This is a genomic window from Aquirufa avitistagni (genome assembly GCF_042715545.1).
In the GTDB taxonomy this organism is placed as follows: domain Bacteria; phylum Bacteroidota; class Bacteroidia; order Cytophagales; family Spirosomataceae; genus Aquirufa; species Aquirufa avitistagni.
Window position 1 is genome coordinate 558,550 of sequence record NZ_JBBKXZ010000002.1, and the last position, 25,483, is coordinate 584,032.

Sequence of the window (25,483 nt, forward strand, 5' to 3'; positions counted from 1 at the left end):
AGAAATAGATATTAGACTTTTAAGAAGATGTTACAACCAAAAAGAACGAAATTTCGTAAGTCACAGAAAGGCCGTGTAAGAGGTGTTGCTACCCGTGGTCACGAAATTGATTTTGGATCATTCGCTATTAAATCGTTAGAGCCAGGACGTATTACAGCACGTCAAATCGAAGCGGCTCGTATTTCGGTAACTCGTGCTATGAAGCGTGAGGGCCAGGTTTGGATTCGAATTTTCCCTGACAAAGTGATTACGAAAAAACCTGCAGAGGTTCGTATGGGTAAAGGAAAGGGAGCTCCTGAGTATTGGGTAGCAAACGTTCGTCCAGGAACTATTTTGTTTGAATCGGCGGGTGTACCGTTAGCATTAGCGCAAGAGGCATTACGTTTAGCTGCGCAAAAATTGCCGATGCGCACGAAATTTGTCGTACGTAGAGATTATTCAGAATAGGTTTTAAACCTGGAGGTTTAAACATCCAAATAGCATTGTTATGAAAAACGCAGAGATAAACAAATTAGGAGTAGACGAATTAAAGAAAGCCATTGCGGCTGAGCAAGAGAACTTGACTCGTTTGAAATTAGCACACGCTATTTCACCGATCGAGAACCCAATGCGTATTCGTGAAAACCGTAAATTGATCGCCAAATTAGAGACTGCTCTAACGAAGGCAATCAATGCTTAAGATTAATTAATTTTTAATAGACCGTGTCGATATAACGCTCATGGTCAATTGTTTAACAAGTAACAAACCAACGATGGAACAGAGAAATCTAAGAAAGGTAAGGATTGGGAAAGTAGTTAGTGATAAGATGGATAAATCAATCACATTAACTGTTGACCGTAAGGTAAAACACCCCTTGTACGGAAAGTTCGTACAAAAGACTACTAAATTGATGGCACACGATGAAAATAACGAGTGTGGTATCGGTGATACAGTGAAAGTGATGGAAACGCGTCCTCTTTCAAAAAATAAGCGTTGGAGATTAGTTGAAGTTATCGCGAAGGCGAAATAAGACTACTTGTTAATCAAATTTTAATTTTAAAGATCAAAGATAATGTTACAGCAGGAATCAAGATTAGGCGTAGCGGATAATTCTGGAGCAAAAGAAGTTTTGGTAATTCGTGTGCTAGGTGGTACTGGTAAAAGATATGCGTCTATAGGCGATAAAATTGTCGTTTCAGTAAAATCAGCCCTTTCTTCATCTAGCATGAAAAAAGGTACGGTTTCTCGTGCGGTTGTCGTGCGTACTAAGAAAGAAATTCGTCGTAAGGATGGAACATATATTCGTTTTGAAGATAACGCAGCTGTGTTATTAAACGCGAATGATGAGCCAAGAGGAACACGTATTTTCGGGCCAGTTGCACGTGAATTACGTGAGGCAGGATTTATGAAAATTGTTTCCTTAGCCCCTGAAGTTTTATAAGATAGATGACATATTGGGGAACCAATAGAAAGAATCATACCATGGAAAAGAAAATTATCAAGCAAACAAAATTGCACATCAAGAAAGGTGATACTGTGATGGTTATCGCTGGTAACGCTAAAGGTAAAACAGGTGTTATCCAAGAAGTGATCACAGAGAAATCACGTGCAATTGTCGAAGGTGCTAACCTTCAAACAAAACACGTGAAGCCTTCAGCGAGCAATCCACAAGGTGGTATCGAAAAGCGTGAGGGATCTATCCACATTTCTAACCTAATGGTGGTAGAAAATGGAAAGGCTGTTCGCACGGGTCGTAAATTAAACGAGAAAGGTAAATTACAACGTTACTCAAAGACAACAGGTAAGTTTATCGCATAATATTGAATGTAAAACGTGGGTCGGAAATCCACAAAATATAAGAACATGGCAGTACCTAGATTAAAAGAGCGTTATCTGAAGGAGGTTGTACCAGGCTTAAAAACTAAGTTCGAATACAAATCAGTAATGCAAGTACCTAAGATTACGAAGATTGTAATCAACAAGGGTGTTGGAGCAGCAGTATCCGACAAAAAATTAGTTGATGTTGCAGTAGAAGAAATTTCACAAATCGCTGGTCAAAAGGCGGTGGCAACAATCTCTAAGAAAGCGATCTCAAACTTCAAGTTGCGCGAGAACATGCCGATTGGTGTGAAAGTAACGTTACGTGGAGATCGTATGTATGAGTTTTTAGATCGTTTGACTACGGTTTCTTTAGCTCGTGTACGTGACTTTAAAGGAGTATCAGAGAAAGGTTTCGATGGCCGTGGTAACTATACCTTAGGTGTGAAGGAACAAATTATCTTCCCTGAAATTTCAATTGATAAAGTGTCTAAAATCTCAGGTATGGACATCACATTTGTGACGACTGCACCTACAGATGAAGAAGCTTATGCTTTATTGGCAGCGATTGGAATGCCTTTTTCAAATATCAAAAAATAAGTGGCCTTTAGGCTTTAATAACACCTTTAAATTTTTACAAAATGGCTAAAGAGTCAGTAAAAGCAAGAGAAAGAAAACGCGAAGCAACTGTAGCTAAGTATGCAGTTAAGCGTGCAGCTTTGAAAGCAGCTGGAGATTACGTAGGATTAGATAAATTACCTAAGAATGCTTCTCCAGTGCGTTTACACAACCGTTGTAAACTAACAGGTCGTCCTCGTGGATATATGCGTAAGTTCGGAATTAGCCGTGTTACGTTCCGTGAAATGGCGTCCAACGGTTTAATCCCAGGGGTTACAAAATCCAGCTGGTAAACTAAAATTTGATTAATTAAATTCATTTTTGTAATTTTGCAGGCCATTTTAACGGCATGCGGCAAATTTAAAAGCAATGACAGATCCAATAGCAGATTATTTAACCCGATTGAGAAATGCCTTGAAGGCACGCCATAGGGTAGTTGAAATTCCTGCTTCCAATATCAAAAAAGAAATCACGAAAGTGCTTTTTGATAAGGGATACATTTCAAACTATAAGTTCGATGATTCTTCTGTACAAGGAACAATCAAAATAGCTTTGAAGTACAACTCAGTAACGAAGCAACCTGCTATCGTGAACTTGACTCGTATTTCTAAACCAGGTCTTCGTAAGTACAATGGCGCTGAAGAGTTGCCACGTGTATTGAACGGCTTAGGTATCGCTATCTTATCTACTTCAAAAGGAGTAATTACAGATAAGGAAGCACGTACACTTCACGTAGGTGGAGAGGTACTTTGTTACGTATATTAATTGTTTCACGCTGAAAGGAGGCAACTCGTAATTTAAGCAAATCATTTTTTTATGTCTAGAATTGGAAAAAAAATTATCACATTACCTGCAGGAGTTACTGTAGATGTTAGCGCTGGTAATTTAGTGACAGTAAAAGGCCCTAAGGGTACTTTGTCTCAACAAATTGATCAAGATATCATCGTTAATATCGAGGATGGTGTGTTGACAGTAGCTCGTCCAACTGAGCAAAAGCGTCACAAAGCGATGCACGGTTTATACCGTTCATTGATCAACAACATGGTTGTAGGTGTAAGTGAAGGCTACAAGAAAGATTTAGAGATTATCGGTGTTGGTTACAAAGCCGCTAATCAAGGAAATATTTTGGAATTAAGCTTGGGATATTCTCACGCTATTTTCATGGCTATTCCTTCTGAAATCAAAGTTGTTACTGCGATGGAAAAAGGAAAGAACCCAATGGTTGTTTTAGAAGGTATCGACAAGCAATTGATCGGTCAAGTAGCTGCTAAAATCAAATCATTACGTCCAGTGGAGCCTTACAAAGGTAAAGGTGTTCGTTTCTTGGGTGAGCAAGTTCGTCGTAAAGCTGGTAAAGCAGGCGGTAAGAAATAAATAATTAGCGTGGGCCGGAAATCCACACAAACAAGTTAAACAATGGCAACAACAAAAGATTTACGTAGAACCCGCATCAAACGTGCGATACGTGCTAAAATAGCTGGTTCAGCAGAGCGTCCGCGCTTAACAGTATATCGTTCTAATACAGCAGTTTATGCGCAATTGGTAGACGATTTGGCTGGAAAAACATTGTTCTCTGCGACTTCTTACAAGAAGGACAAAGTAAACAATAACATCGAAGCTGCGAAAACGGTAGGCTTAGCAATCGCGAAAGCGGCTGCGGCTGCAGGAATTACGAAAGTAGTTTTCGATCGTAACGGTTATTTATATCACGGAAGAATTAAATCATTAGCTGAAGGCGCTCGCGAGGGTGGCTTACAATTTTAATAAGATATGTCGCAATTACAAGCAAAACCTGTAAAGGTTAACGAAGGTGAGTTGAAGGAGAAGGTAGTAGCCATCAACCGTGTTGCTAAAGTGGTAAAAGGTGGTCGTCGTTTCAGTTTCTCTGCCATTGTGGTAGTAGGAGATGGTAACGGTGTCGTTGGATACGGTTTAGGAAAAGCAAACGAAGTAACAGACGCGATCACAAAAGGGATCGAAGATGCGAAGAAAAATTTATTCCAAATTCCTTTGTTGAAGAAAACAGTTCCTCACGAGCAATTAGGTAAATTCTCTGGCGGTTTCGTTTTAATTAAGCCAGCTGCTCCAGGTACAGGATTGATCGCCGGTGGTGCGATGCGTGCCGTGTTAGAATCTGCGGGTATCCATGATGTCCTAGCAAAATCTAAAGGTTCATCTAATCCACACAACGTGGTGAAGGCAACAATCGATGCGTTAGTGAAGATGCGTGCTCCACATAGTGTAGCGTTCCAACGTGGCATTTCATTAGCAAAAGTATTTAATGGATAATCAGAGCGCGTAAGCCTCTCTAATAGAACATACAATGTCTAAAGTTAAAATTACTCAAGTAAAAAGTGCAATTAAGCGCCCGGAAGTACAAAAACGTACGATCCAAGCTTTAGGATTAGGAAAGATTCGTCAATCCGTAGAACATGAGTTAAACCCAGCCATTGCGGGTATGATTCGTGCGGTAGGTCACTTAATCGTAGTAGAAAATATTTAATTAACACGCGAGTTGCCGGCAACGGCAGCGTTAAGCCCCAATTACAATGAAATTATCGTCATTAAAGCCTGCTGAAGGCTCAGTAAAAGTTAGAAAAAGAGTAGGTCGTGGTCAAGGTTCTGGTTTAGGTGGAACTTCTGCTCGTGGTCACAAAGGAGCTCAGTCTCGTTCAGGTTACTCACGTAAGCGTGGATTCGAAGGTGGTCAAATGCCTATCCAACGTCGTGTTCCTAAGTTCGGTTTCAAGAACATCAATCGTGTAGAATATAAAGCAATCAACTTGGATACGTTACAAGCATTAGCTGACGCGACAGGTTCGAAAGTAATCACATTTGAAACACTTTACAGCAACGGTTTAGTATCTAAGTCAGACTTAGTGAAAATCCTTAGCCGTGGAGCTGTTACTTCTGCATTAGAGGTTACAGTAAAAGGTTTCTCGGGTGCTGCTAAAGCTGCTATTGAAGCTGCTGGCGGTAAAGCAATTGTTGGTTAATCCCCTATTCTAATCGAATGAACAAGTTAATAACAACTTTCAAGCACATCTTTTCGATCGAGGAATTAAGAGGCCGTATTCTAAATACGATGCTTTTTATTGCCTTCTTTCGTCTAGGTTCTTATATCGTTCTACCAGGTGTAGACGCGACGAAGCTTTCGCAACCAAGTGACGGTGGTCTATTTGGCTTGTTGAACATGTTCTCCGGTGGAGCCCTTAGCAATGCATCTGTATTTGCGTTAGGTATCATGCCGTACATCTCAGCTTCCATTGCGATTCAGTTATTGACGATTGCGCTTCCTTATTTCCAAAAAATGCAAAAAGACGGTGAGTCTGGTCGCAAGAAATTGAACCAAATCACCCGTATCTTAACCATTTTTGTTACCGCAGCGCAAGGTTTTACCTATTTGCAAGTAACCATTCCTACGGAGGCAATCTTAGTAGATCCTTGGTTCTTCCGTTTATACGGTGTTGCCATTTTAGTAGGTGGTACGATGTTTTGTATGTGGTTGGGAGAGAAAATCACCGACAAAGGTATTGGTAACGGTATCTCAATGTTGATCATGATCGGTATCGTATCTCGTTTCCCAGCGTCTATTTTACAAGAAGCAGGATCTCGTGGTATGGCTGGTGCTTTATTATTCATTATTGAAGTTATTGCCCTATTCTTTATCGTTATGGGTGCGATTATGGTAACACAAGCTGTTCGCCGTATTCCAGTTCAATATGCAAAGCAAGTAGTAGGAAGTAATATGGCTGTAGGCGGTGAGCGTCAATACATCCCGTTGAAGCTAAATGCTTCTGGTGTTATGCCAATCATCTTTGCCCAAGCTTTAATGTTTATTCCAGGTTTAGTCGCTCAATCATTTGCGGATAAATCTGAATTTGCCTCATCGGTAGCTCAGTCGTTTGGCGACTTTACTACTTGGCAATACAATGTGTTGTTCGCATTCTTGATTATTGTATTTACATTTTTCTATACAGCCATCTCGATTAACCCAACACAAATTTCAGACGACATGAAGCGTGGTGGTGGTTTCGTACCAGGTGTTAAGCCAGGTGAAGAAACAGCCGGTTTCATTGCGAGCATCTTGGATCGTATTACGTTGCCTGGTGCTGTGATGTTGTCAATTATTGCGATTCTTCCGGCGATTGCCAACTTGTTTGGTGTGACCCGTGGTTTTGCTTCGTTCTTTGGAGGAACATCTTTGTTAATCCTTGTGGGCGTAGTTTTAGATACATTGCAACAAGTTGAAAGTTACTTGTTGATGCGTAAGTATGAAGGTTTAATGCAGTCGGGACGCGTAAAGGGTCGTTCTGAAGTGATCACTCGTTAAGATGATTTACTTAAAGACGCCAGAAGAGATGGCCATCATTCAAGCGAATGGGGAAATTCTTGGAAAGTGTCATGCCGAAGTAGCGAAGGCGGTAAAGCCGGGAGTTACTACACTGGAGTTAGACAAGATTGCTTACCAATTTATTAAGGACCATGGAGCACATCCTTCCTTTTTAAATTACCAAGTAGGAGATAAAAAGTACGCATATTCCTTATGCATTTCGGTGAATGACGTAGTCGTTCACGGATTACCAGGGGATTTGACTTTGCAAGACGGAGATATTATCTCGATTGATGCAGGGGTGTACAAAGATAAATTTCACGCCGATAGCGCCTATACCTATGGAATAGGAAATGTTGCGGCTGATGTACAAGAGTTAATGCAAGCGACAAAAGAGTCCTTGTATAAGGGTTTGAATCAAGCCCATGCGGGTAAGCGAATTGGAGATGTGGGTAGTGCGGTGCAGTCGTATACGGAGGCATTGGGCTACGGAGTCGTTCGGGAATTAGTGGGGCATGGTGTAGGTAAAAATCTACATGAAAGTCCTGAGGTTCCAAATTATGGACGCCGCGGTGATGGAGCTAAATTGAAAGAAGGTATGGTCATTGCGATCGAGCCGATGATCAATTTGGGGAAACGCCAGATTACGGTGGACAAGGACGGCTGGACAATCCGTACGATTGATCGCAAAGCGAGTGCACATTTTGAGCACACGGTAGGCGTGACAAAGGATGGTCCGAAAGCGTTGACAACGTTTGCTTACATTGAAGAAGTATTAAAAACATCAACTGTATTGTTGAACATTTAAATAAAGGATTATGGCCAAACAATCTTCGATAGAAGTAGACGGAATTATTTTGGAAGCTCTTTCGAACGCTATGTTTCGGGTAGAATTAGAGAATACGCATCAAGTGATTGCCCACATTTCAGGCAAGATGCGCATGAACTACATTAAGATTCTGCCAGGAGATAAAGTGAAGTTGGAAATGTCACCTTACGATTTAAGTAAAGCTAGAATTGTTTATCGTTATAAGTAAAAAGAGGGTTTAACCCATAAATGTAAATAAAATGAAAGTTAAAGCATCTATTAAAAAGCGTAGTGCAGACTGCAAGGTGATTCGTCGTCACGGTAAGCTTTACGTTATTAACAAGAAGAATCCTAAGTTCAAGCAAAGACAAGGATAATTCAAACTAAATTGATTAATCACAACAATTAATTACCTATATGGCTCGTATTGCAGGGGTTGATATTCCCGACAAAAAAAGAGGAGAAATTGCATTGACTTATATTTTTGGTATAGGTCGTAGCACTGCTCAGAAAATTTTAGCGAAGGCAGCGGTTTCCGTTGACAAGAAAGCTGGTGAGTGGAACGATACGGAAGCGAATGCGATCCGTGCGATCATCGCCGCTGAATTCAAAACAGAAGGACAGCTTAAGTCTGAAGTTCAGTTGAACATCAAGCGTTTGATGGACATCGGTTGTTACCGTGGATTGCGTCACCGTAAGGGTCTTCCAGTACGTGGCCAACGCACCAAAAACAACTCACGTACTCGTAAGGGTCGTCGTAAAACAGTTGCTAACAAGAAAAAAGTAACTAAGTAATAAGTAGAGGAAATACCTCATACCCAATTTTATTTATCAAATAGTATGGCACAAGCAAAAAGAAAAGATAAAGCGAAGAAAAGGGTTGTTGTAGTTGAGCAAGTTGGTCAAGTACACATCAAAGCTTCCTTTAACAACATCATTATCTCCATTACAAACTCAGCAGGTCAAGTGATCTCTTGGGCTTCAGCAGGAAAGATGGGTTTCCGTGGGTCGAAGAAAAACACTCCCTATGCAGCACAGATGGCAGCATCTAACTGCGCAGCAGTAGCTGTTGAAGCAGGAATGAAGAAAGCAGAGGTTTTTGTAAAAGGGCCGGGTGCTGGACGTGAGTCTGCAATCCGTACCATCCAAAACTCAGGTATCGAAGTATCACTTATCCGTGATATCACACCAATGCCTCACAATGGATGTCGTCCTCCAAAACGTCGTCGCGTTTAATAATTTTTATGCAGGGGTAATTAGTAATTATTTTCCCCCGCTTTTATTCACAATTTAATTACTTCACTGCACATAAGAGGTGCATTGACTTTTAAAACAAAATGGCTAGATACACAGGTCCAAAATCCAAGATTGCGCGTCGTTTCGGCGAGCCAATTTTAGGTCCGAGCAAAGCATTAGCTCGTAAGAATTATGCTCCAGGAATGCATGGTAAAGGGAAACGTTCAAAGGTTTCTGAATATGCCATCCAATTGAAGGAGAAGCAAAAGGTAAAATACACGTATGGTATTTTAGAACGTCAGTTCGAAAACCTATTCCACAAAGCCGCTGTTAAAGAGGGCATCACGGGTGAGAACCTTTTGAAATTGTGTGAAGCACGTTTAGATAACACAGTTTATCGCTTAGGTATTGCACCTACACGTCGTGCGGCACGTCAATTAGTTATTCACAAACACATCATTGTAGACGGTGAAGTAGTAAATGTGCCATCTTACTCTTTACGCGCAGGTCAATTGATCGGTGTTCGTGAAAAATCGAAATCGTTAGAAGTTGTTACTAACTCATTAGCTGGTCGTTCGCCAAAGCGTTACAACTGGTTAGAGTGGTCAGAAAGTGATATGGTAGGTAAATTTTTGGCATACCCAGAAAGAGATCAAATCACAGAGAACTTCAACGAGCAAGCAATTGTCGAGTTGTACTCTAAATAATCCTTAGGATTTTTTAGATCAAAATAAGAGTACCAAAAACGTTTTTTCAGTATCATTTTAAGCTACGAAATATGTCAATATTAGCATTCCAAATGCCCGAAAAAGTTGTGATGGAGAAAGCCGATGACTTTCACGGGTTATTTGAGTTCAAGCCGCTCGAGAAAGGTTACGGTGTTACCATTGGTAACGCACTTCGTAGAATCCTACTTTCTTCTTTAGAAGGGTATGCGATCACAAGTGTTAAGATCTCTGGTGTTTTACACGAGTTTTCTGCCATCGAAGGTGTACATGAAGATGTTTCTGAAATCATCTTAAACTTGAAAAAAGTTCGCTTCAAGAAAGCACAAGAGATTTTAGAGAATAAAGTGACATTGAAAGTAAAGGGCCAAACAGCCATTACTGCCGGTGATATCGCGAAATTCACTCCTTACTTTACCATCCTAAACCCAGATTTAGTTATCTGTCACTTAGATGCTTCTAAAGAAGTTGAGGTAGAGTTAATTATCGAAAAAGGTCGCGGTTACGTGCCTGCAGATGAGCCTCGTGCAAACGAGCTTCCTTTCGGACACATCGCAATCGATTCGATCTACACGCCAATCAAGAACGTTAAGTTCAGCATTGAAAACACACGTGTAGAGCAAAAAACAGATTACGAGAAATTAGTTCTTGATATCGAAACGGATGGTTCTATCCACCCAGAAGATGCATTGAAAGGTGCTGCGTATATCTTGATCCAACACTTTATGTTGTTCTCTGATCAAACAATGACGTTTGAAACTCCTAAAGCAGAAGAAGACAATGTCGTAGATGAAGAAATGCTTCACATGCGCAAGCTATTGAAGACTTCATTAGCTGACTTAGATCTTTCTGTTCGTGCGTACAACTGCTTGAAATCTGCAGACGTTCGTACACTTGGAGAATTAGCGAAATTAGAAATTTCAGATATGATGAAGTTCCGCAACTTTGGTAAGAAATCCTTAACTGAGTTAGAACAATTGATCGAAGAAAAAGGTCTAACGTTCGGAATGGATGTATCTAAATATCGTTTAGACGAAGATTAATAATTAAACTAAAAGTAATAGGTGGTACGCAAGTCGCATACTAACCGCAGCTCGAAAGAGCTTTTAACTTACGAATTACAACAATGAGACACGGTAAAAAATTCAATCACTTAGGAAGAACAGCTTCCCACAGAGCAGCCTTATTATCTAATATGGCCTCTTCGTTAATCTTGCACAAGCGTATCGAAACAACTGTTGCGAAAGCAAAAGAGTTGCGTAAATACATTGAGCCAATGATCACGAAATCAAAAACTGACAGCACAAACAATCGTCGTGTGGTTTTCTCTTATTTACAAAATAAAGATGCCATCAAAGAATTGTTCAGCATCGTTTCTGAGAAAGTAGCGAATCGTCCAGGTGGTTATACACGTATTATTAAGTTAGGCAATCGTTTAGGTGATAACGCAGAAATGTGTTTCATCGAGCTAGTTGACTTCAACGAAACTATGTTAGCTGCAGCTGCTGAGAAAGCAGGCAAAACACGTCGTAGCCGTCGTGCAGGAGCTAAGAAAGATGAGGCAGTAGCCGCAGCACCAGTTGCTGAAGCTCCTTCTGCTGAAGTAGTTGAAGAAGCACCAGCTGCAGAAGTGGTTGAGGAAGCGCCTGCCGCAGAGGTAGTTGCTGAAGCACCAGCTGTTGATGTTGTAGCAGATGCTCCTGAAGCACCTGCAACTGAGGAGCCTACAGAAGAAAAAGGAGAAGACGCTTAATTCTTTTCCCAGATTTTTTTGGAAGGGCTTCAACAATTCGTTGAAGCCCTTTTTTTAGGATTGATAGCCAATTATTTAGCACATATTATATGAAAGTTACTGAGTCGACACCCGCAGTACTCTTATTACAAGATGGAACCCTATTTCATGGCAAGGCTTTAGGCAAGATCGGAACCCACGGAGGGGAGATCTGCTTCAATACCGGCATGACAGGGTATCAAGAAATTTATACCGATCCTTCCTATAGTGGCCAAGTGATTATCAATACCACGGCGCATATTGGAAATTACGGTGTCATTGATGGACTTGAAGCGGAATCAGGCCAAGTTCAAATCGCCGGTATGGTGTGTAATGAATTTGCCAGTGTTCATTCACGTGAAACAGCAGATGGATCATTGCAAGATTATTTAGCGAAGGCTAATCTAGTTGGTATTTCAGGGATTGATACCCGTGCACTTGTACGACATATCCGTACGAAAGGTGTCATGAACTGCTTGATTTCATCGGAGATTTTTGATTTACCTACGCTACAAGCGGAGTTAGCTAAGATTCCTTCGATGGAAGGTCTTGAATTATCATCTCAAGTTTGTACCAAAGTAGCTTACTTCGTAGGTGACCCTTCAGCTAGCAAGAAGGTAGCTGTCTTGGATTTAGGTGTAAAGAAAAGTATTCTGTCCAACATCGCTGAGCGCGATTGTTACTTACAAGTTTTCCCCGCTAAAACCCCGTTTGCTGAAATCGCAGCTTGGAATCCAGATGGATACTTTGTTTCGAATGGTCCAGGTGATCCAGCGACGATGCCGTATGCTGTTGAGACAGTATCGCAATTTTTGGCGAGTGATAAACCGGTATTTGGCATTTGCTTAGGACACCAAATTTTGGCTCAGGTGTGCGGATTAGCTACGTATAAAATGCACAATGGGCACCGTGGATTGAATCATCCCGTGAAAAACCTGATCACAGGTTTGTCTGAGATCACCTCACAAAATCATGGTTTTGCCGTGAAGATGGATGAGTTGAAATCTTCTGAAAAGGCTGAATTAACGCATGTCAATTTAAATGATCATACCGTAGAGGGCTTACGTGTGAAAGGCCGTAAGGCATTTTCGGTCCAGCATCACCCAGAAGCGTCTCCAGGACCGCATGATTCGCGGTACTTGTTCGATCAATTTGTGGATCTAATGAACTAATAAAAAGCCCGAAGTTACTCGCTTCGGGCTTTTTTATGGGACAAATAAAAAGGCGCAGAATCTCCGCGCCCTTTTCCCCTTAATCTTTCACTTTGTTGGCATTTTCCTATTGAACCGCAACCATGTCGCGCTTCACTTCAGTTAGGATGTTGAATGTTTTAGAAGTCAGCACTTGTTTGCGTGCGTTTTGGACTTCTAGGCGGTATTTTCCATCAACTAAACTGGCTAGATTGAATAATTTCTTCGAAGAAATGACTTCTTGATGAATGATATTATTATCTGCATCTCGGATGATGACGTATACATTTGATTTAGGTTCAGCGCTGACCAAAAACTTAAATTTTCCTACTTGATCGATGCTTACTGGTAAAGTTACTTCTGCTCCATTCGCGGCAGAAACCACAGACATGCTAGCTGCAAAAAATGCGACAGCCATAGCGTTTTTGATGTGCTTTTTCATAAGCGTTTTTGTTTGGTACTGTTTAGGCGGATTAGTTCCGTTTGCTGATTCAAATGTATGCGTTTGAAAAACTCCGCAAATTAAATCCACATTAAATTTCACTTTTTCAAGAAAGTTCTTCTATAAAAAATTATAATTCTTGGAATTATACCAAAAAACGGAACGGAAAAGGTAAATTTTTAGGAACGAATCGCTGTGTTACCAAATTGTTAACGGATCGAACTTCGATTTAATATTGGCCTAACAGAAGCCTTACAATGGCTTAATAGTTTCCGGATTTGGGGGTAATATTTTTGTTGCATGATTAAGTCAAGAAAAACAATGTTTCACACCAATTCTATCATGTATTCATTTAAGCACCAATTAATCCTTTTATTCGCTTTATCCCCACTTTTCTCTTTTGGTCAAACTCAAGTTTCTGGAGTTGTCAAGTCTTCTAAGGAGACACTTATAGGTGTCACGATCTGGTTAAAGAATCCTACCTCAGGAAAAAACATTGGAGCATCTTCTGACGTTGATGGTAAATTTGTATTTCAAAATGTAGCTCCAGGGAAGTATTCGTTAAGTTCAAGTTATGTAGGATATAAAGAATATGTCAATAACTCTTTTGTTGTTGGCGCAGATCCTATTGTCGTTTCAATTGAATTAGAAGAGGATAGTAAATTACTTTCTGATGTCGTTGTAAGGACTGTTGCAAAGAAGGAAACTGCGTCTGCGTTAATTAATACGTTGAAAGCTAGTTACATCGTGGCAGATGGTTTGTCGATTGAATCCATTAAGAAAACCCCCGATAGAAACGTAAGTGATGCGTTGAAGCGTGTGAGTGGTGTTACGATACAGAATGATAGATTCGTACTCGTACGTGGTCTTGCAGATCGTTACAATTCTGCCTTGTTAAATAAAACTCAATTGCCTTCAACGGAACCAGATCGTCGTGCCTTTTCTTTTGACATTATTCCTACGGCATTAATTGATAACATTATTATTAATAAAGGGGCTGCTGCTAATTTGCCAGGTGATTTCGCTGGTGGTTTAGTTCAGATTACAACCAAAGAAGTTTCGGGTGATTTTGCGTCCGCTTCCTTAGGGCTTAGTTATGGTTCTTTATCTACCTTTAAAAGCTTCAGATTAATTGAATCTGTCCCTTTCCCATCTATTTTCCCTTCGACAAATACCTTTCGTATTAGTGGTAACGGGGATAAGCGTGCTTATACGAAATTGATTGATTCCCCAGGAATTTCTGAATCGTCAAGTATTCCAAATATCAATGGTAGCGTTTCTTTTGGGGTCAAGAAAAATAACTGGAACGTATTGTTTAGCTCTACAGCGAGAAACACCTTCTCTTCAAATACGACCGAGCGGATTGATTATTTGTCTTCTACGGATTTAGCCTACAAATACAAAGACATTAACTTCTCCCAAACGAAGTCGGTAAGCGGTTTATTGAATGTGGTCTATTTAGGCGAAAATCGCTATAGCTGGAAAACTATCGCGAATTACCAAACAGAGGATTACTTCTTAAATAGAACAGGAGAGAACTACGATAACGTGCAGAATGTATTCAGTAATTCTTCAAACGCAATTCGCAAAATGGTGGTTAATACCCAATTTGATGCGAAAATTAAGACTTGGGATTTGAACGTAGGTTATAATTTAATGCTTCGCGATCAGCCTGATTATCGTGTAAATCCTACGGCATCGTATTTAAACTCGGGGAATCCATTCCTAACAGCTTGGAGAGACACTTATCGCTTCTGGAGCGTGATGGATGAAAATTCGGGGAATGCATCTATTAATAAGTCCATTGGTGATTTTAAGGTAGGGATGGGTTATTTGAAGAAATACAGAAATTTCAAGGCACGTGTTTTCCGTTATGAAACCATCGATATGTTAGGTGAGATAACGAATAATACGGATCGCTATACGGCGGACTTTGACTTAGCGAGTGGATTTGTGATGTACGAAAAAGAGATTGGTCTACTTAAGTTAAATACCGGTTTGAGGACAGAATACAACGTATTTACGATTGGAACGGCTGATTTTAGTGGCCAAAAAGTAAATGTACAGCGTGAGTATTTAGATCTTTTACCTTCATTGAATTTAACCTATGCGGCCACAGAGAAAACAAAGTGGAGAACATCGTTAAGTAAGACCTTAGCTAGACCTGAGTTCCGTGAGGTTGCAAATTTTGCTTACTATGACTTCGTTCGTAACGCACAGTTATTAGGAAACAAAGACTTAGAAAAATCGGATATCTACAATGTGGACTTTAAGTGGGAACTCTATCCTAATGCGGGTGAAATCTTCTCTGTGGGCGTTTTTGGAAAGAAATTCATTAAGCCTATTGAGCAAATTGTAGCCGATGGTTCAGTTCCTTCGAATTTAGCTTTGACCTACACGAATCCACCATCGGCCATTGTATATGGTTTAGAAATGGAATTTAGAAAGTCCATTAATTCTTGGTTGGACTTGTACTCAAACATGGCATTAATTCAATCTGAAGTGGAAGTGCAAGGTGTTAAACGTCAGTTGCAAGGTCAATCAAATTATGCATTGAATGGAGGGTTAAATTTCCACAAAGGAAATAATACCATCAACTTAACCTATAACCGAGTTGGTGATCGTATTGCATCAGTTGGTTTTCAGGGGTATCCAGACATTTTCGAAAACTCAAGAGACGTTATTGATATCGTTTTCTTAAGAAAATATAATAAGGGAGAAATTAAATTGGCGGTGAGTGATATGCTCGCTCAGCCCACTGTTTTCTACCAAAAGCCTTCACGTGATTTAATTAAAACAAACAACGAAACATCCGTTTCACTCACCGTTAATTACAATTTCTAACATGAAAAAATTACTTTTTATCGTAGCAGCTTTAGCGACATTTAGCTGTTCAAAGGATTTAGGTGGCGATGTAGCCCCAATCAACGTGCCTTCCACAACGACGTTAAGTGGTAACATTTCCGTAACCACTACGTTAACTGCGGATAAGGAATGGACATTAAAAGGATACGTGTACGTAACTGATGGAGCTACATTAATTATTCAGCCTGGAACAGTTATCAAAAGTGATATCTCTGAGAAGGGCGCTTTGTGTATCGAGCGCGGGGCTAAAATTCAAGCTGAGGGTACAGCAGCTAAACCAATCGTATTTACATCTGGAAGACCAGCTGGCGAACGCGCTCCAGGGGATTGGGGAGGAATCGTTATCCTAGGAAGAGCTAAAACGAATCGTACCTCAGAGCCTACGATCGAAGGTGGTATCGGCCGTGCTTATGGTGGTTCGAATGATGAGGATAACAGTGGCGTGATGAAATATGTGCGTATTGAGTATGCTGGAATTGCTGCTTTACCTAACTCAGAAATCAATGCCTTGACTTTTGGGGCAGTAGGAAGCAAAACAATCATCGAGAATGTGCAGACAATTTATGCCAATGATGATGCTTTTGAATTCTTTGGCGGAACGGTGTCCCCTAAATATTTATATGCTTATGCTACAGCAGACGATGACTATGATTTTGATTTTGGTTTCACAGGGAAAGTTTCCTTCTCTATCTCAAAACGTGATCCACAATTCGTAGATACGGGTGATGCGGGAAATGGAATTGAATGTGATAATGATGGAACAGGTTCTTCAGCGACTCCGTTTACACGTCCTGTATTAGACAACCTAACTTTAATTGGGCCAAATGATCCAGCTGCGCTATCTAATCACAACCTAGCGATGCGTTGGAGACGTGCTACTCAGTTTGAAGTAAGCAACTCCACATTTATCGGCTATATGAAAGGTGGTTTTAGCTTAGAAAGTAATGAGACTGCACAAGCCTATAAGGACGGAAAGTCAATCTTTAAAAACAACAAAATTGGTACTTATACGACCAATACGTCAAGGAATTTTATTAGTGGTGCAACCACTATAATCAGCTCTGCCGATGTGAAAACAAAGGCCCTAGCTGATGGCAACACAGAGATTGAGTCTTCCAACGCTGAAATTTTAAAACTAGAAAAGCCAAGCTGGACAACCGGTTGGACTCGTTTCCCTACCAAGGGCAACTAAAAATTTTATATTGGTGTATTGAAGTAAATGTCGGTAGGATTCCTGCCGACATTTCTTGTCATTCAAGAAAATATCATGGTGTTAATCTTTCCGTTAAATGTGTAAATTAGCTTTGATAAAGAAACCAAACCTTTTTAACATGAAGTTGAAATTTACCTTACTAGCTGCATTGCTCTCTTTTGGTGCGATAGGGCAGCAATCAGCTGATCATCGAGTAATCGTGATAACGACCGACGGGTTTCGTTGGCAAGAAGTATTCACCGGATTAGACGCAGAGATCGTCAAAATGAAGAAGTATCACCATGGGGACAGCTTACGCTTGATCGAGACTTATGGTGGCAAAACAGCGGAAGAACGTAGAAAGAAATTAATGCCCTTTATGTGGTCCACGATTCAGCAAAAAGGACAAATACACGGAAATCGGGCTGTGGGATCTCTCGTTAATGTCGCTAACCCTTATTGGTTTTCATACCCTGGATATAGTGAAATTTTAACGGGTCAAGTGGACGTTCAGGTTAATTCAAATGAGTACAAGCCGAATCCGAACACGAACTTTTTTGAGTACTTGAACTCGTTGCCGGCCTACAAAGGTAAGGTGGCTGCTTTTGCGGCATGGGGAGCTTTTGACCGTATTTTAAATGAGAAAAGAGCTGGATTTCCTGTGGTGAATTCATTTGATTCTTATCCAGAAATGCAAACGGATACCGTAGCGAAAACGATAGCCAAAATGCTTCAAGAATCCTTCAAGCCTTTTGGCAAAGGGGAGGCGTTGGATGTGTTTACCCATTTTCAGGCGATGCATTATCTGAAAACAAAAAAGCCCAAAGCACTTTATATCTCGTATGGGGATACCGATGAATTTGCCCATGAAGGAACTTACAACCACTATTTAGATGCGGCGCACCAGGTGGATGCTTGGATAGCCGAGATATGGAATTTTGTCAATTCAGATCCTGACTATAAGGGTAAGACCACCTTATTGTTTACGACAGATCATGGTCGTGGCGATGCTGTTAAATCGGAATGGACCTCACATGGTGAAAAGGTGAAAGACTGCCATGAAATTTGGTATGCCATGATTGGTGCCAATGTCCCTACATTGGGCGAAGTGAAAACCTCCGAGCAAGTATATCAAAAAGAACTCATTCACAAGGTAGCCGCTGCGATGGGACAAACATTTAAAAGTGAGCAACGTTAGATTAATTAAATGTAAACGTAATCTTTAGATTACACTTTGTTAACAATTTCTTAACATTGGACTGATGATGATGGCCTACTTTTGTGCCGTAATTATCACCAATATAAACAAACCTATCATGTTCGGACTCGATCCAACCTTGCTATTCTTGTTATTTTTCTGCCTTTTTGCGGCGTGTGCCTTCGAATTTGTGAATGGTTTTCATGATACAGCTAATGCCGTTGCAACGGTTATTTATACACACTCACTTAAACCTACTCAGGCAGTTGTTTGGTCTGGTTTTATGAATTTTCTAGGATTGTTAACTGGAGGGGTTGGAGTTACGATGAGCATTATTGGGCTACTGCCTACCGAACTTCTCATAGATTCCAATGTCTATCATTCCATGGCGATGGCTCTTTCGCTATTATTATCTGCTATTTTGTGGAATTTGGGGACTTGGTACCTAGGGATTCCAGCTTCAAGTTCACATACGCTAATCGGGTCAATTATTGGTATTGGCGTCGGTCATGCCTTGTTGCCTGAAAATTCAACAAAAGGAGTTTCGGCTATCAACTGGGATAAGGCGATTGAGATTGGGCAAGCATTATTGCTTTCCCCATTATTTGGTTTTGCTGCAGCTATTATCTTAATGTATATCCTAAAAAAGTCGATTAAGAATAAAGCTATTTTTAAGGAGCCTAAAAAAGATACTCCTCCACCGATGTGGATTCGGGCCATTTTGGTAACGACTTGCACATTAGTTTCTTTTTTCCATGGTCGAAATGATGGACAAAAGGGAATAGGTTTAGTGATGGTTATTTTGATTGCTTTTCTACCTGGTTATTTTGCGGTGAATACAAACCTTAACTTAACTGATGTGAAAGCTAGTTTGGCAACGGTTAAAACAGTTACTGCCAAAATTGACACCTTACCTCTCTCCGAAAAGGAGCGTGAAAGCTACCATAAAATTATGGATGCTAGTGCAGATTTAGATGTAATTATAGCAACGGGTTTGACGCCAGCCACCTTGTCAACTACGCAGAAATTTGATATTCGTAAAGCTGCTTTGAACATAAATAAGCATGCGAAGAAATTGTTAGAAAGTGAGTCTGTAGATTTATCTGCTGGGGATAAAAAGATTTTGAAGAAGGCAACTGCAGGAGATAAAGCGCCATTCTTTAGCTTTGGTTCAACTTCTGCCACTGGTATCGCGGGCGTTACTGACTTTGCACCTGCTTGGGTTATGTGGATTGTCGCACTTTCATTAGGCCTCGGAACGATGGTTGGCTGGAAACGTATCGTAGTAACTATCGGGGAGAAAATTGGTAAAAACCACTTGACTTATGCGCAAGGTGCTTCGGCTGAGTTAATTGCATCGATTACGATTGGATTAGCGACTGCCTATAAATGGCCAGTGAGTACCACACACGTATTATCTTCCGGTATTGCGGGTACGATGGTGGCCAACCGTGGGATTAAAAATCTGCAAGGTGGTACGGTGAAAAATATTGTATTGGCTTGGGTATTAACATTACCTGTAACAATCATTCTTTCAGCAACCTTATTTGTTTTGTTCCGCTGGATTGCGGGCTAGTTCACTTACCATAGGTCCTTGACTCATAAGAACAAGGACCAATTTATCAAACACCAATATAAAAATGAGAAATGTTTCCCTTTTCCTAGGGGCGCTAGCTATGCTATTGTCTTTAGAATCCAGTAGTCAAACACCCGCTCCCACCAAAAAATGGTATGATTCATTCAGTATTCGAGGCTATGGTCAGGTGCGCTACAATCGACTATTTGAAACGAATGATAAGTTAAAATCGGAACAAGGAGATCGGAGTATCGGTGACAATGGAGGTTTTTTTATTCGCCGACTACGTATCATATTTAGCGGTCAGATCAATGAGCGGGTTTATTTCTACATTCAGCCTGATTTCGCGAGTAGTGCCTCATCTACAGGCTTACATTTTGGCCAGTTGCGTGATGCTTATTTTGATTTAGGATTAGATAAGGATAATGAATTTCGTTTCCGTGTAGGTCAAAGTAAAATTCCATTTGGGTTTGAAAATATGCAGTCAAGTCAAAATCGTTTGCCTTTGGATCGGAATGATGCGTTGAATAGTGCGGCATCCAATGAACGTGATTTAGGTGTATTTTTCTATTGGGCTCCTGCTAAAACGAGAAAATTATTCAGTTCATTGGTGAATGATGGATTAAAAGGTTCTGGAGATTATGGTGTATTTGCCTTTGGTGCTTATAATGGTCAGACAGCCAATAAACCTGAGTTAAATGATGCGCCTCATATTGTGGCAAGGTTATCTTATCCTTTTGAAATTAAAAATCAAGTTATTGAGGCAGGGATTCAGGCATATTCTGGTCAGTGGACCATGGCATCAGATCAATTAAGCGCAGGAGTGAAATCGAATAGTACTAAAACATATCTAGATGAACGCGTAGCGGCTAGTTTTGTTTTATATCCGAAGCCTTTTGGTATTCAAGCGGAATACAATGTGGGAACAGGGCCTGAATTTGACAAGAAAACAGGAAGTATCGAAAACAGAAAGCTTTCCGGGGGATACGCTACTTTTTCTTATAAGCTTGACCTTAACAAACAGGTGTTGATTCCTTTTTTACGTGTTCAGAATTATGAAGGGGGTAAAAAACATGAACTGGATGCCCGTAGTTACCGAGTAAACGAAACGGAAATTGGGGTCGAATGGCAGCCCAACAAGAACTTTGAACTTGTTACCATGTATACGATGGCAACGAGACGGGCGGAAGATTTTAAACTGCAAGAAAATTTACAATCTGGAAGTATGTTACGGATACAAGCCCAAGTGAATTTCTAGTCTTTTCTTAAGCTTTGGCACACCTTAAAGGTGTGCCAAAGCTAACGTAACAGCGGGGAAAAAAGCGCCTTTCTTTAGTTTTGGCCCTAGCTCATCTAGCGGTATGGCTGGCGTTACAGACTTCGCTCCTGCTTGGCTAATGTGGATTGTTGCGCTATCACTTGGTCTTGGTACGATGGTTGCCAATCGCGGCATTAAGAATTTGCAAGGAGGTACAGTTAAAAATATTGTGATGGCGTGGATATTAACGCTTCCCGTTACGGTCATACTCTCTGCGACGCTGTTTGTTTTCTCCCGTTGGATTACGGGGTACGGGGTAAGTATACGACTCATAAAATAAGAAAGCCGAGGGAAATATTCCTTCGGCTTTTTGCATTTACTTCATCATTAAATTAAACGATTTTTTACCAGCTTGTTGACAATCCACCCTCATTTCGTGGGCTGATTACGTTCGTTTCTGTCGCTGGTTTACGAATTAAATCCGTCATTTGATAGGCATAATTAGCTTGCGCAACCCAATGCTGGAATGTATCTTGAACCGATTCGTGTTTCGGTAAATAGTCTTTAAAAATGGACAAATCAAACGTCCGCGCTTGAACACCCGCACCTGATAATTCACCATCATGCGCATTAATCATTTGCTCAATGTGATTTGGTACGGGAACCATCATCACCGGTTTGCCCAGGTACATCGCTTCCGCGACCGACTCAAATCCAGCCGTCGAAATTAAGCCCGCACAAGTTGTCATTTTCGTAAGGTATTTTTCCGCATCGATTGGGTGAAATGTCAAGGACTCTGAATATTGATATTCTGATTTTTGCGTTGGATTATCCCAAAAGCAATCCAATTGCACCTCGGGGTTTTGTGCCGACCAGGTCATGATTTCATCTGCTAGTCGGTAATGCGTCAAATAGGCGAGCCACCTTTCTCCAGATTGCGGTTGGATTGATTTAACTTCTTGGCGTAATAGAGGGGGAACAGTAATAATATTGCGTTTAGGGTCATTTGGCATAGTCCGGAAGGACAATCCCAATAATTTACGGGAACCTATCGCTGTAATTTTGGTATTGATATTTAATAAAAATCGATCTAACGCTTTTGTAGGAATCGTTTCAAAATGTTCACTAAGCAATAAATACTGATGACCTACCGACATGCAAGGAACCTTAGCACCTGATTTCAGATTGTATAAACCGGTGATGGACTCGTAGAAATTAACGATGCCATCAGGCTGTAATGTATCAATGAAATCACCTAGTTGGGCCGCACTTTTCCAATAAGTGCCAAATTTCGTGAACGCTTGCAGGGCAGTTTTTCCGAGTTGCACCGACTTCCCTTTGCCGTAATTAATCGACGGACTTTCATATTGAATGAGGGGGGTGTCGCCTATAAAGTGTGAAAAAAAGGGCGGAATCTTCCTTCCTTGGAATGAACCCACGGCATAACCGACCACTTCATGACCCGCTTCACGGGCAATCTGCGTTAAGGAGATTGCTTGCGTTAAATGACCGCGACCTTCTCCTTGGATGGTAAAGATGAATCTGCCCATATGTCTGATAATTCAGATTTTAAATCAAAACTTGGATAATCAATTAATTTCCATTCACCTGCATGCGTCTCCACCAAGGCTGTTAAAGACTCCACCCAATCCCCTGAGTTCATATAGGTGATCCCATCGATTTCCTTGATTTCTGCTTTGTGAATGTGCCCACAAATAATTCCGTCAGCCTCTTTCGCTTTGGCTAGTTCGGCTAATTTCTCCTCGAAATCGGAGATGAAATTTACGGCCGCTTTAACCTTTTGTTTGATAACTTGGGATAGTGAATAGTACGGTTTTCCTTGCCAGCTGCGGTATTGATTATACCATTTATTCAACCACAATAGAAACGTATAACCAATGTCTCCTAAATAGGCAAGCCATTTCATTTGACTCGTGATGCTATCAAAGATATCGCCGTGCGTGATGAAATATTTTTTGCCGTGGGAGTCCAACATATAGTCTTGACGAATTGAGAATTGTTTGCCAATTTTCAAGGGCAAGATTTGATCCAAAAAGTCATCGTGATTTCCACGTAGGTAAATGACTTCCGTATCAAAACGGTCCATCATTTTAAGGACGGCACGAAAGAATCCGGTATGTTTCTTTTTCCAAGAACCTCCTTTTTTTAATTGCCAACCATCTATGATGTCTCCATTTAGGATTAGCTGGTGGCAGGAATTTGCTCTTAGGAATTCATTAACTTCTTTGGCTTTTGCTCCTTTACTCCCTAGGTGTAAGTCGGAGATGACGATTGTCTTGTAGGTTGGCCGCATGGCATGTAAATTGGTTTAACAAAAATACATGGCGTATATAAGGCCTGAATTAACGGAGCATTATGAAATCGTAAACCCTTGAGATTTCTTAAGCTATTTCTTAAGGTTTTTCTTAAGGTTTTTCTTAAGCTTTGGCACACCTTTAAGGTGTGCCAAAGCTAACGCTTGGGGAATAAAAAAAGTATATCAATTAATCGATATTCGCTGTCTCCAGTTTCGGCGCCAAGGTGTAAATGATCGCCCAAGCTAATATATAGGCACTTCCGCACAATAAGAAGATGATATTATAGCCATCATTGATATTACCTAATAACTTATATTTATCAAGTAGTGCCCCCACAATCATCGGGAAGAAAATACCACCCACAGATCCAGCCATCCCGCCGATACCAATCACCGAACTAACGGCCTTTTTTGGAAACATGTCTGTCGCAATCGAATAAATATTCGCACTCCAAGCCTGATGCGCTGCCGCTGCTAAGGAAATTAAGGCAACCGCTTGCCAGATGTTTTCACAGTAACGCGCCAACATAATCGGCACAACCGCTAAGGCAAATCCCAGCATCGAATACTTACGCGCCTTAAATGATGGCCATCCCTTATTGATCAAATAGCCAGACAACCAGCCACCGCCGATACTTCCAATGGTCGTTGCCGTATATACAATAATCAATTCCAAACTCGGCTTCTTCAAATCCAATTGGAAACGCTCACTGAAATATGAAGGCAACCAGAACAAGAAAAACCACCAAATAGGATCCGTAAACATCTTTCCAAAGACAAACGCATAAGTCTGCTTAAACCCAAATAAACGACTCCATTTAACCGGATCCTGATTCTCATCTTTCTCCTCTTTATCCGCATGAATGTAATCGAACTCCTCCTTAGAAAGCATCTTATGTTTCGAAGGAACCTCGTAATAAAACCACCAAAATATCAACCAAATAAATCCAATGGCCCCAGTGACAATAAAGGCCATTTCCCAACCGTAAATACCTAAAATCCAAGGCACCAAAATAGGGGCAGCCACGGCACCAATATTCGCTCCCGAATTAAATATCCCCGTCGCTAAGGCACGTTCATTTTTAGGAAACCATTCAGCCGTCGTCTTAATCGCCGCAGGGAAATTACCCGCTTCACCTAGGCCCAACAACCCACGCATAAATGCAAAACTCATGGTGCCTGTCGCCATCGCATGCAACATCGCCGCGATACTCCAAACAACAATCGAAATCGAATAACCAAGCTTAGTTCCAATGCGATCAATGATCCCACCAAAACCCAATAAACTGATGGCATATGCCGCCTGAAATGTGATGACAATATTCGAATAGTCCGTCTCTGACCAGTTGAACTGATCTTCTAACACGGGTTTTAATAAACCAATCACCTGGCGATCCAAGTAATTAATCGTGGTGGCGAAAAATAGCAATGCGCAAATTCGCCAGCGGTACGTTCCTATTTTATTCATGGTTTAGAGGGTTTTGGGTGAGGTTTATAAGCCCCGATAAATTTGTATTAAATCACTAATCGTATTCGAAATTCCTTGGTAATCTTGTTTGGCAATTAACGCAGGTGGAAATAATTGCGATCCCATACCCACGACAGCGGCTCCTGCATCAAACCAGGTTTTCATGCTCTCGTGCGTCGGCTCCACACCACCCGTCACCATAATTTTTGAATGCGGCATCGGTCCTTTAATCGCTTTCACAAAAGCTGGCCCAACTACATTGCCTGGAAAAATCTTCACAATCTTCGCACCCAACACTTCAGCATTACGAATCTCCGTTAAGGTCATCGTCCCCGGCATCCAAGGCACATCATGTTTGGCGCAAATTTCACCCACTTCAGGAGTTGTGAAGGGCTGTAGCATGAAATCAGCACCCATTTGAATGAATTCAGACGCTTGCTTGGCGTCATAAATGGTTCCAATTCCTAATACCAAATCCGGGCATTCCTGCTCACAATAATCGGTTAACTTGGCAAAAATCGCCGGCGCTTCCGCCCCGCGATTGGTAAATTCAAACACGCGAATTCCCCCATCGTAACAGGCTTTTAACACCGATTTGGCTACGCCCAAATCTGCATTAAAAAATAAGGGAACAATGGGTGTCTCTGCAATGCGCTGGTAAACCACCGCCGAACTATTTCTAGCCATA

34 protein-coding genes are annotated in these 25,483 nt (G+C 41.0%); 29 read left to right on the plus strand and 5 right to left on the minus strand.

The genetic code is table 11. The features are described 5' to 3' along the window. The first annotated feature begins 27 nt into the window (after window positions 1-27). The 23 genes from rplP (at window position 28) to carA (ending at window position 12,461) form a co-directional block, all read left to right on the plus strand. Window positions 28-447 (plus strand): 50S ribosomal protein L16, encoded by a 420-nt coding sequence (gene rplP, locus U0R10_RS08210; protein WP_377983482.1) that lies wholly within the window; start codon window positions 28-30, stop codon window positions 445-447. 40 nt (window positions 448-487) lie between these two features. Continuing rightward, the gene (rpmC, locus tag U0R10_RS08215) at window positions 488-679 is read left to right on the plus strand and encodes a 50S ribosomal protein L29 (protein WP_377983483.1); all 192 of its coding nucleotides are present in this window, start codon (window positions 488-490) and stop codon (window positions 677-679) included. A gap of 73 nt (window positions 680-752) precedes the next feature. Continuing rightward, window positions 753-1,010, plus strand: a complete 258-nt coding sequence (gene rpsQ, locus U0R10_RS08220) for a 30S ribosomal protein S17 (RefSeq protein WP_377983484.1) — start codon at window positions 753-755, stop codon at window positions 1,008-1,010. 42 nt (window positions 1,011-1,052) lie between these two features. Further along, entirely contained in the window at window positions 1,053-1,421 is a 369-nt protein-coding gene (gene rplN / locus U0R10_RS08225) for a 50S ribosomal protein L14 (RefSeq protein ID WP_377983485.1), read from the plus strand. A gap of 41 nt (window positions 1,422-1,462) precedes the next feature. Then, the gene (gene rplX, locus U0R10_RS08230) at window positions 1,463-1,798 is read left to right on the plus strand and encodes a 50S ribosomal protein L24 (RefSeq protein ID WP_377983486.1); all 336 of its coding nucleotides are present in this window, start codon (window positions 1,463-1,465) and stop codon (window positions 1,796-1,798) included. Between the two features lie 45 nt (window positions 1,799-1,843). Next, window positions 1,844-2,398 (plus strand): 50S ribosomal protein L5, encoded by a 555-nt coding sequence (rplE, locus tag U0R10_RS08235; protein ID WP_377983487.1) that lies wholly within the window; start codon window positions 1,844-1,846, stop codon window positions 2,396-2,398. Between the two features lie 41 nt (window positions 2,399-2,439). After that, window positions 2,440-2,709, plus strand: a complete 270-nt coding sequence (gene rpsN, locus U0R10_RS08240; protein WP_377983488.1) for a 30S ribosomal protein S14 — start codon at window positions 2,440-2,442, stop codon at window positions 2,707-2,709. 76 nt (window positions 2,710-2,785) lie between these two features. Next, window positions 2,786-3,181 (plus strand): 30S ribosomal protein S8, encoded by a 396-nt coding sequence (gene rpsH / locus U0R10_RS08245; RefSeq protein ID WP_130895432.1) that lies wholly within the window; start codon window positions 2,786-2,788, stop codon window positions 3,179-3,181. Window positions 3,182-3,232: 51 nt separating this feature from the next. After that, a complete protein-coding gene (rplF, locus tag U0R10_RS08250; RefSeq protein WP_377983489.1) occupies window positions 3,233-3,790 on the plus strand; it encodes a 50S ribosomal protein L6 in 558 nt (185 codons plus the stop codon). 42 nt (window positions 3,791-3,832) lie between these two features. Then, window positions 3,833-4,180, plus strand: a complete 348-nt coding sequence (rplR, locus tag U0R10_RS08255) for a 50S ribosomal protein L18 (RefSeq protein ID WP_377983490.1) — start codon at window positions 3,833-3,835, stop codon at window positions 4,178-4,180. A 6-nt stretch (window positions 4,181-4,186) separates the two neighbouring features. Beyond that, on the plus strand, window positions 4,187-4,705 hold the full coding sequence (rpsE, locus tag U0R10_RS08260; RefSeq protein WP_377983491.1) for a 30S ribosomal protein S5: 519 nt from the start codon (window positions 4,187-4,189) through the stop codon (window positions 4,703-4,705). A 34-nt stretch (window positions 4,706-4,739) separates the two neighbouring features. After that, entirely contained in the window at window positions 4,740-4,919 is a 180-nt protein-coding gene (gene rpmD, locus U0R10_RS08265) for a 50S ribosomal protein L30 (RefSeq protein WP_377983492.1), read from the plus strand. A 46-nt stretch (window positions 4,920-4,965) separates the two neighbouring features. Continuing rightward, window positions 4,966-5,412, plus strand: coding sequence for a 50S ribosomal protein L15 (rplO, locus tag U0R10_RS08270; protein WP_377983493.1), 447 nt, complete (start codon window positions 4,966-4,968; stop codon window positions 5,410-5,412). Between the two features lie 17 nt (window positions 5,413-5,429). Next, window positions 5,430-6,749 carry a preprotein translocase subunit SecY gene (gene secY / locus U0R10_RS08275; protein WP_377983494.1) on the plus strand — a complete coding sequence of 440 codons (1,320 nt, stop codon included), beginning with the start codon at window positions 5,430-5,432 and terminating at the stop codon, window positions 6,747-6,749. A gap of 1 nt (window position 6,750) precedes the next feature. After that, window positions 6,751-7,557 carry a type I methionyl aminopeptidase gene (gene map / locus U0R10_RS08280; protein WP_377983495.1) on the plus strand — a complete coding sequence of 269 codons (807 nt, stop codon included), beginning with the start codon at window positions 6,751-6,753 and terminating at the stop codon, window positions 7,555-7,557. A 10-nt stretch (window positions 7,558-7,567) separates the two neighbouring features. Beyond that, complete coding sequence (gene infA, locus U0R10_RS08285; RefSeq protein ID WP_092013982.1) at window positions 7,568-7,786, plus strand: translation initiation factor IF-1; 219 nt, start codon at window positions 7,568-7,570, stop codon at window positions 7,784-7,786. Between the two features lie 31 nt (window positions 7,787-7,817). Then, complete coding sequence (gene ykgO, locus U0R10_RS08290) at window positions 7,818-7,934, plus strand: type B 50S ribosomal protein L36 (RefSeq protein ID WP_130895424.1); 117 nt, start codon at window positions 7,818-7,820, stop codon at window positions 7,932-7,934. Window positions 7,935-7,974: 40 nt separating this feature from the next. Continuing rightward, window positions 7,975-8,352: a 30S ribosomal protein S13 gene (rpsM, locus tag U0R10_RS08295; protein ID WP_377983496.1), complete on the plus strand. Its 378-nt coding sequence runs from the start codon at window positions 7,975-7,977 to the stop codon at window positions 8,350-8,352. A gap of 45 nt (window positions 8,353-8,397) precedes the next feature. After that, on the plus strand, window positions 8,398-8,793 hold the full coding sequence (gene rpsK, locus U0R10_RS08300; protein WP_315574872.1) for a 30S ribosomal protein S11: 396 nt from the start codon (window positions 8,398-8,400) through the stop codon (window positions 8,791-8,793). Window positions 8,794-8,894: 101 nt separating this feature from the next. Continuing rightward, window positions 8,895-9,500, plus strand: a complete 606-nt coding sequence (gene rpsD / locus U0R10_RS08305) for a 30S ribosomal protein S4 (RefSeq protein WP_377983497.1) — start codon at window positions 8,895-8,897, stop codon at window positions 9,498-9,500. A gap of 71 nt (window positions 9,501-9,571) precedes the next feature. After that, window positions 9,572-10,561 carry a DNA-directed RNA polymerase subunit alpha gene (locus U0R10_RS08310; RefSeq protein ID WP_377983498.1) on the plus strand — a complete coding sequence of 330 codons (990 nt, stop codon included), beginning with the start codon at window positions 9,572-9,574 and terminating at the stop codon, window positions 10,559-10,561. 83 nt (window positions 10,562-10,644) lie between these two features. Then, on the plus strand, window positions 10,645-11,271 hold the full coding sequence (gene rplQ / locus U0R10_RS08315; protein WP_377983499.1) for a 50S ribosomal protein L17: 627 nt from the start codon (window positions 10,645-10,647) through the stop codon (window positions 11,269-11,271). 89 nt (window positions 11,272-11,360) lie between these two features. Continuing rightward, on the plus strand, window positions 11,361-12,461 hold the full coding sequence (gene carA, locus U0R10_RS08320; RefSeq protein WP_377983500.1) for a glutamine-hydrolyzing carbamoyl-phosphate synthase small subunit: 1,101 nt from the start codon (window positions 11,361-11,363) through the stop codon (window positions 12,459-12,461). Window positions 12,462-12,567: 106 nt separating this feature from the next. Here the strand turns inward: carA and U0R10_RS08325 are convergent, their stop codons facing one another. Then, window positions 12,568-12,921: a hypothetical protein gene (locus tag U0R10_RS08325; protein ID WP_377983501.1), complete on the minus strand. Its 354-nt coding sequence runs from the start codon at window positions 12,919-12,921 to the stop codon at window positions 12,568-12,570. A 342-nt stretch (window positions 12,922-13,263) separates the two neighbouring features. Between U0R10_RS08325 and U0R10_RS08330 the strand changes: the two genes are divergently transcribed. The 6 genes from U0R10_RS08330 (at window position 13,264) to U0R10_RS08355 (ending at window position 21,350) form a co-directional block, all read left to right on the plus strand. Further along, window positions 13,264-15,765 (plus strand): TonB-dependent receptor, encoded by a 2,502-nt coding sequence (locus U0R10_RS08330; RefSeq protein WP_377983502.1) that lies wholly within the window; start codon window positions 13,264-13,266, stop codon window positions 15,763-15,765. A 1-nt stretch (window position 15,766) separates the two neighbouring features. Beyond that, on the plus strand, window positions 15,767-16,978 hold the full coding sequence (locus U0R10_RS08335) for a T9SS C-terminal target domain-containing protein (RefSeq protein WP_377983503.1): 1,212 nt from the start codon (window positions 15,767-15,769) through the stop codon (window positions 16,976-16,978). Between the two features lie 139 nt (window positions 16,979-17,117). Next, window positions 17,118-18,176 carry a phosphoglyceromutase gene (locus U0R10_RS08340; protein WP_377983504.1) on the plus strand — a complete coding sequence of 353 codons (1,059 nt, stop codon included), beginning with the start codon at window positions 17,118-17,120 and terminating at the stop codon, window positions 18,174-18,176. Between the two features lie 118 nt (window positions 18,177-18,294). Further along, entirely contained in the window at window positions 18,295-19,752 is a 1,458-nt protein-coding gene (locus tag U0R10_RS08345) for an inorganic phosphate transporter (RefSeq protein ID WP_377983505.1), read from the plus strand. Window positions 19,753-19,816: 64 nt separating this feature from the next. Continuing rightward, the gene (locus U0R10_RS08350) at window positions 19,817-21,010 is read left to right on the plus strand and encodes a porin (protein WP_377983506.1); all 1,194 of its coding nucleotides are present in this window, start codon (window positions 19,817-19,819) and stop codon (window positions 21,008-21,010) included. A 103-nt stretch (window positions 21,011-21,113) separates the two neighbouring features. Further along, the gene (locus tag U0R10_RS08355) at window positions 21,114-21,350 is read left to right on the plus strand and encodes a hypothetical protein (RefSeq protein ID WP_377983507.1); all 237 of its coding nucleotides are present in this window, start codon (window positions 21,114-21,116) and stop codon (window positions 21,348-21,350) included. Between the two features lie 64 nt (window positions 21,351-21,414). On the opposite strand, the gene U0R10_RS08360 is transcribed toward U0R10_RS08355, so the two are convergent. The 4 genes from U0R10_RS08360 to U0R10_RS08375 form a co-directional block, all read right to left on the minus strand. After that, window positions 21,415-22,560 carry a glycosyltransferase family protein gene (locus U0R10_RS08360; protein WP_377983508.1) on the minus strand — a complete coding sequence of 382 codons (1,146 nt, stop codon included), beginning with the start codon at window positions 22,558-22,560 and terminating at the stop codon, window positions 21,415-21,417. Continuing rightward, entirely contained in the window at window positions 22,512-23,324 is an 813-nt protein-coding gene (locus U0R10_RS08365) for a UDP-2,3-diacylglucosamine diphosphatase (protein ID WP_377983509.1), read from the minus strand. The genes U0R10_RS08360 and U0R10_RS08365 overlap by 49 nt, the downstream gene beginning before the upstream one ends. Window positions 23,325-23,514: 190 nt before the next feature. Beyond that, complete coding sequence (locus U0R10_RS08370; protein ID WP_377983510.1) at window positions 23,515-24,795, minus strand: MFS transporter; 1,281 nt, start codon at window positions 24,793-24,795, stop codon at window positions 23,515-23,517. Window positions 24,796-24,819: 24 nt separating this feature from the next. After that, window positions 24,820-25,482 carry a bifunctional 4-hydroxy-2-oxoglutarate aldolase/2-dehydro-3-deoxy-phosphogluconate aldolase gene (locus tag U0R10_RS08375; RefSeq protein WP_377983511.1) on the minus strand — a complete coding sequence of 221 codons (663 nt, stop codon included), beginning with the start codon at window positions 25,480-25,482 and terminating at the stop codon, window positions 24,820-24,822. Between the last annotated feature and the right edge of the window lies 1 nt (window position 25,483).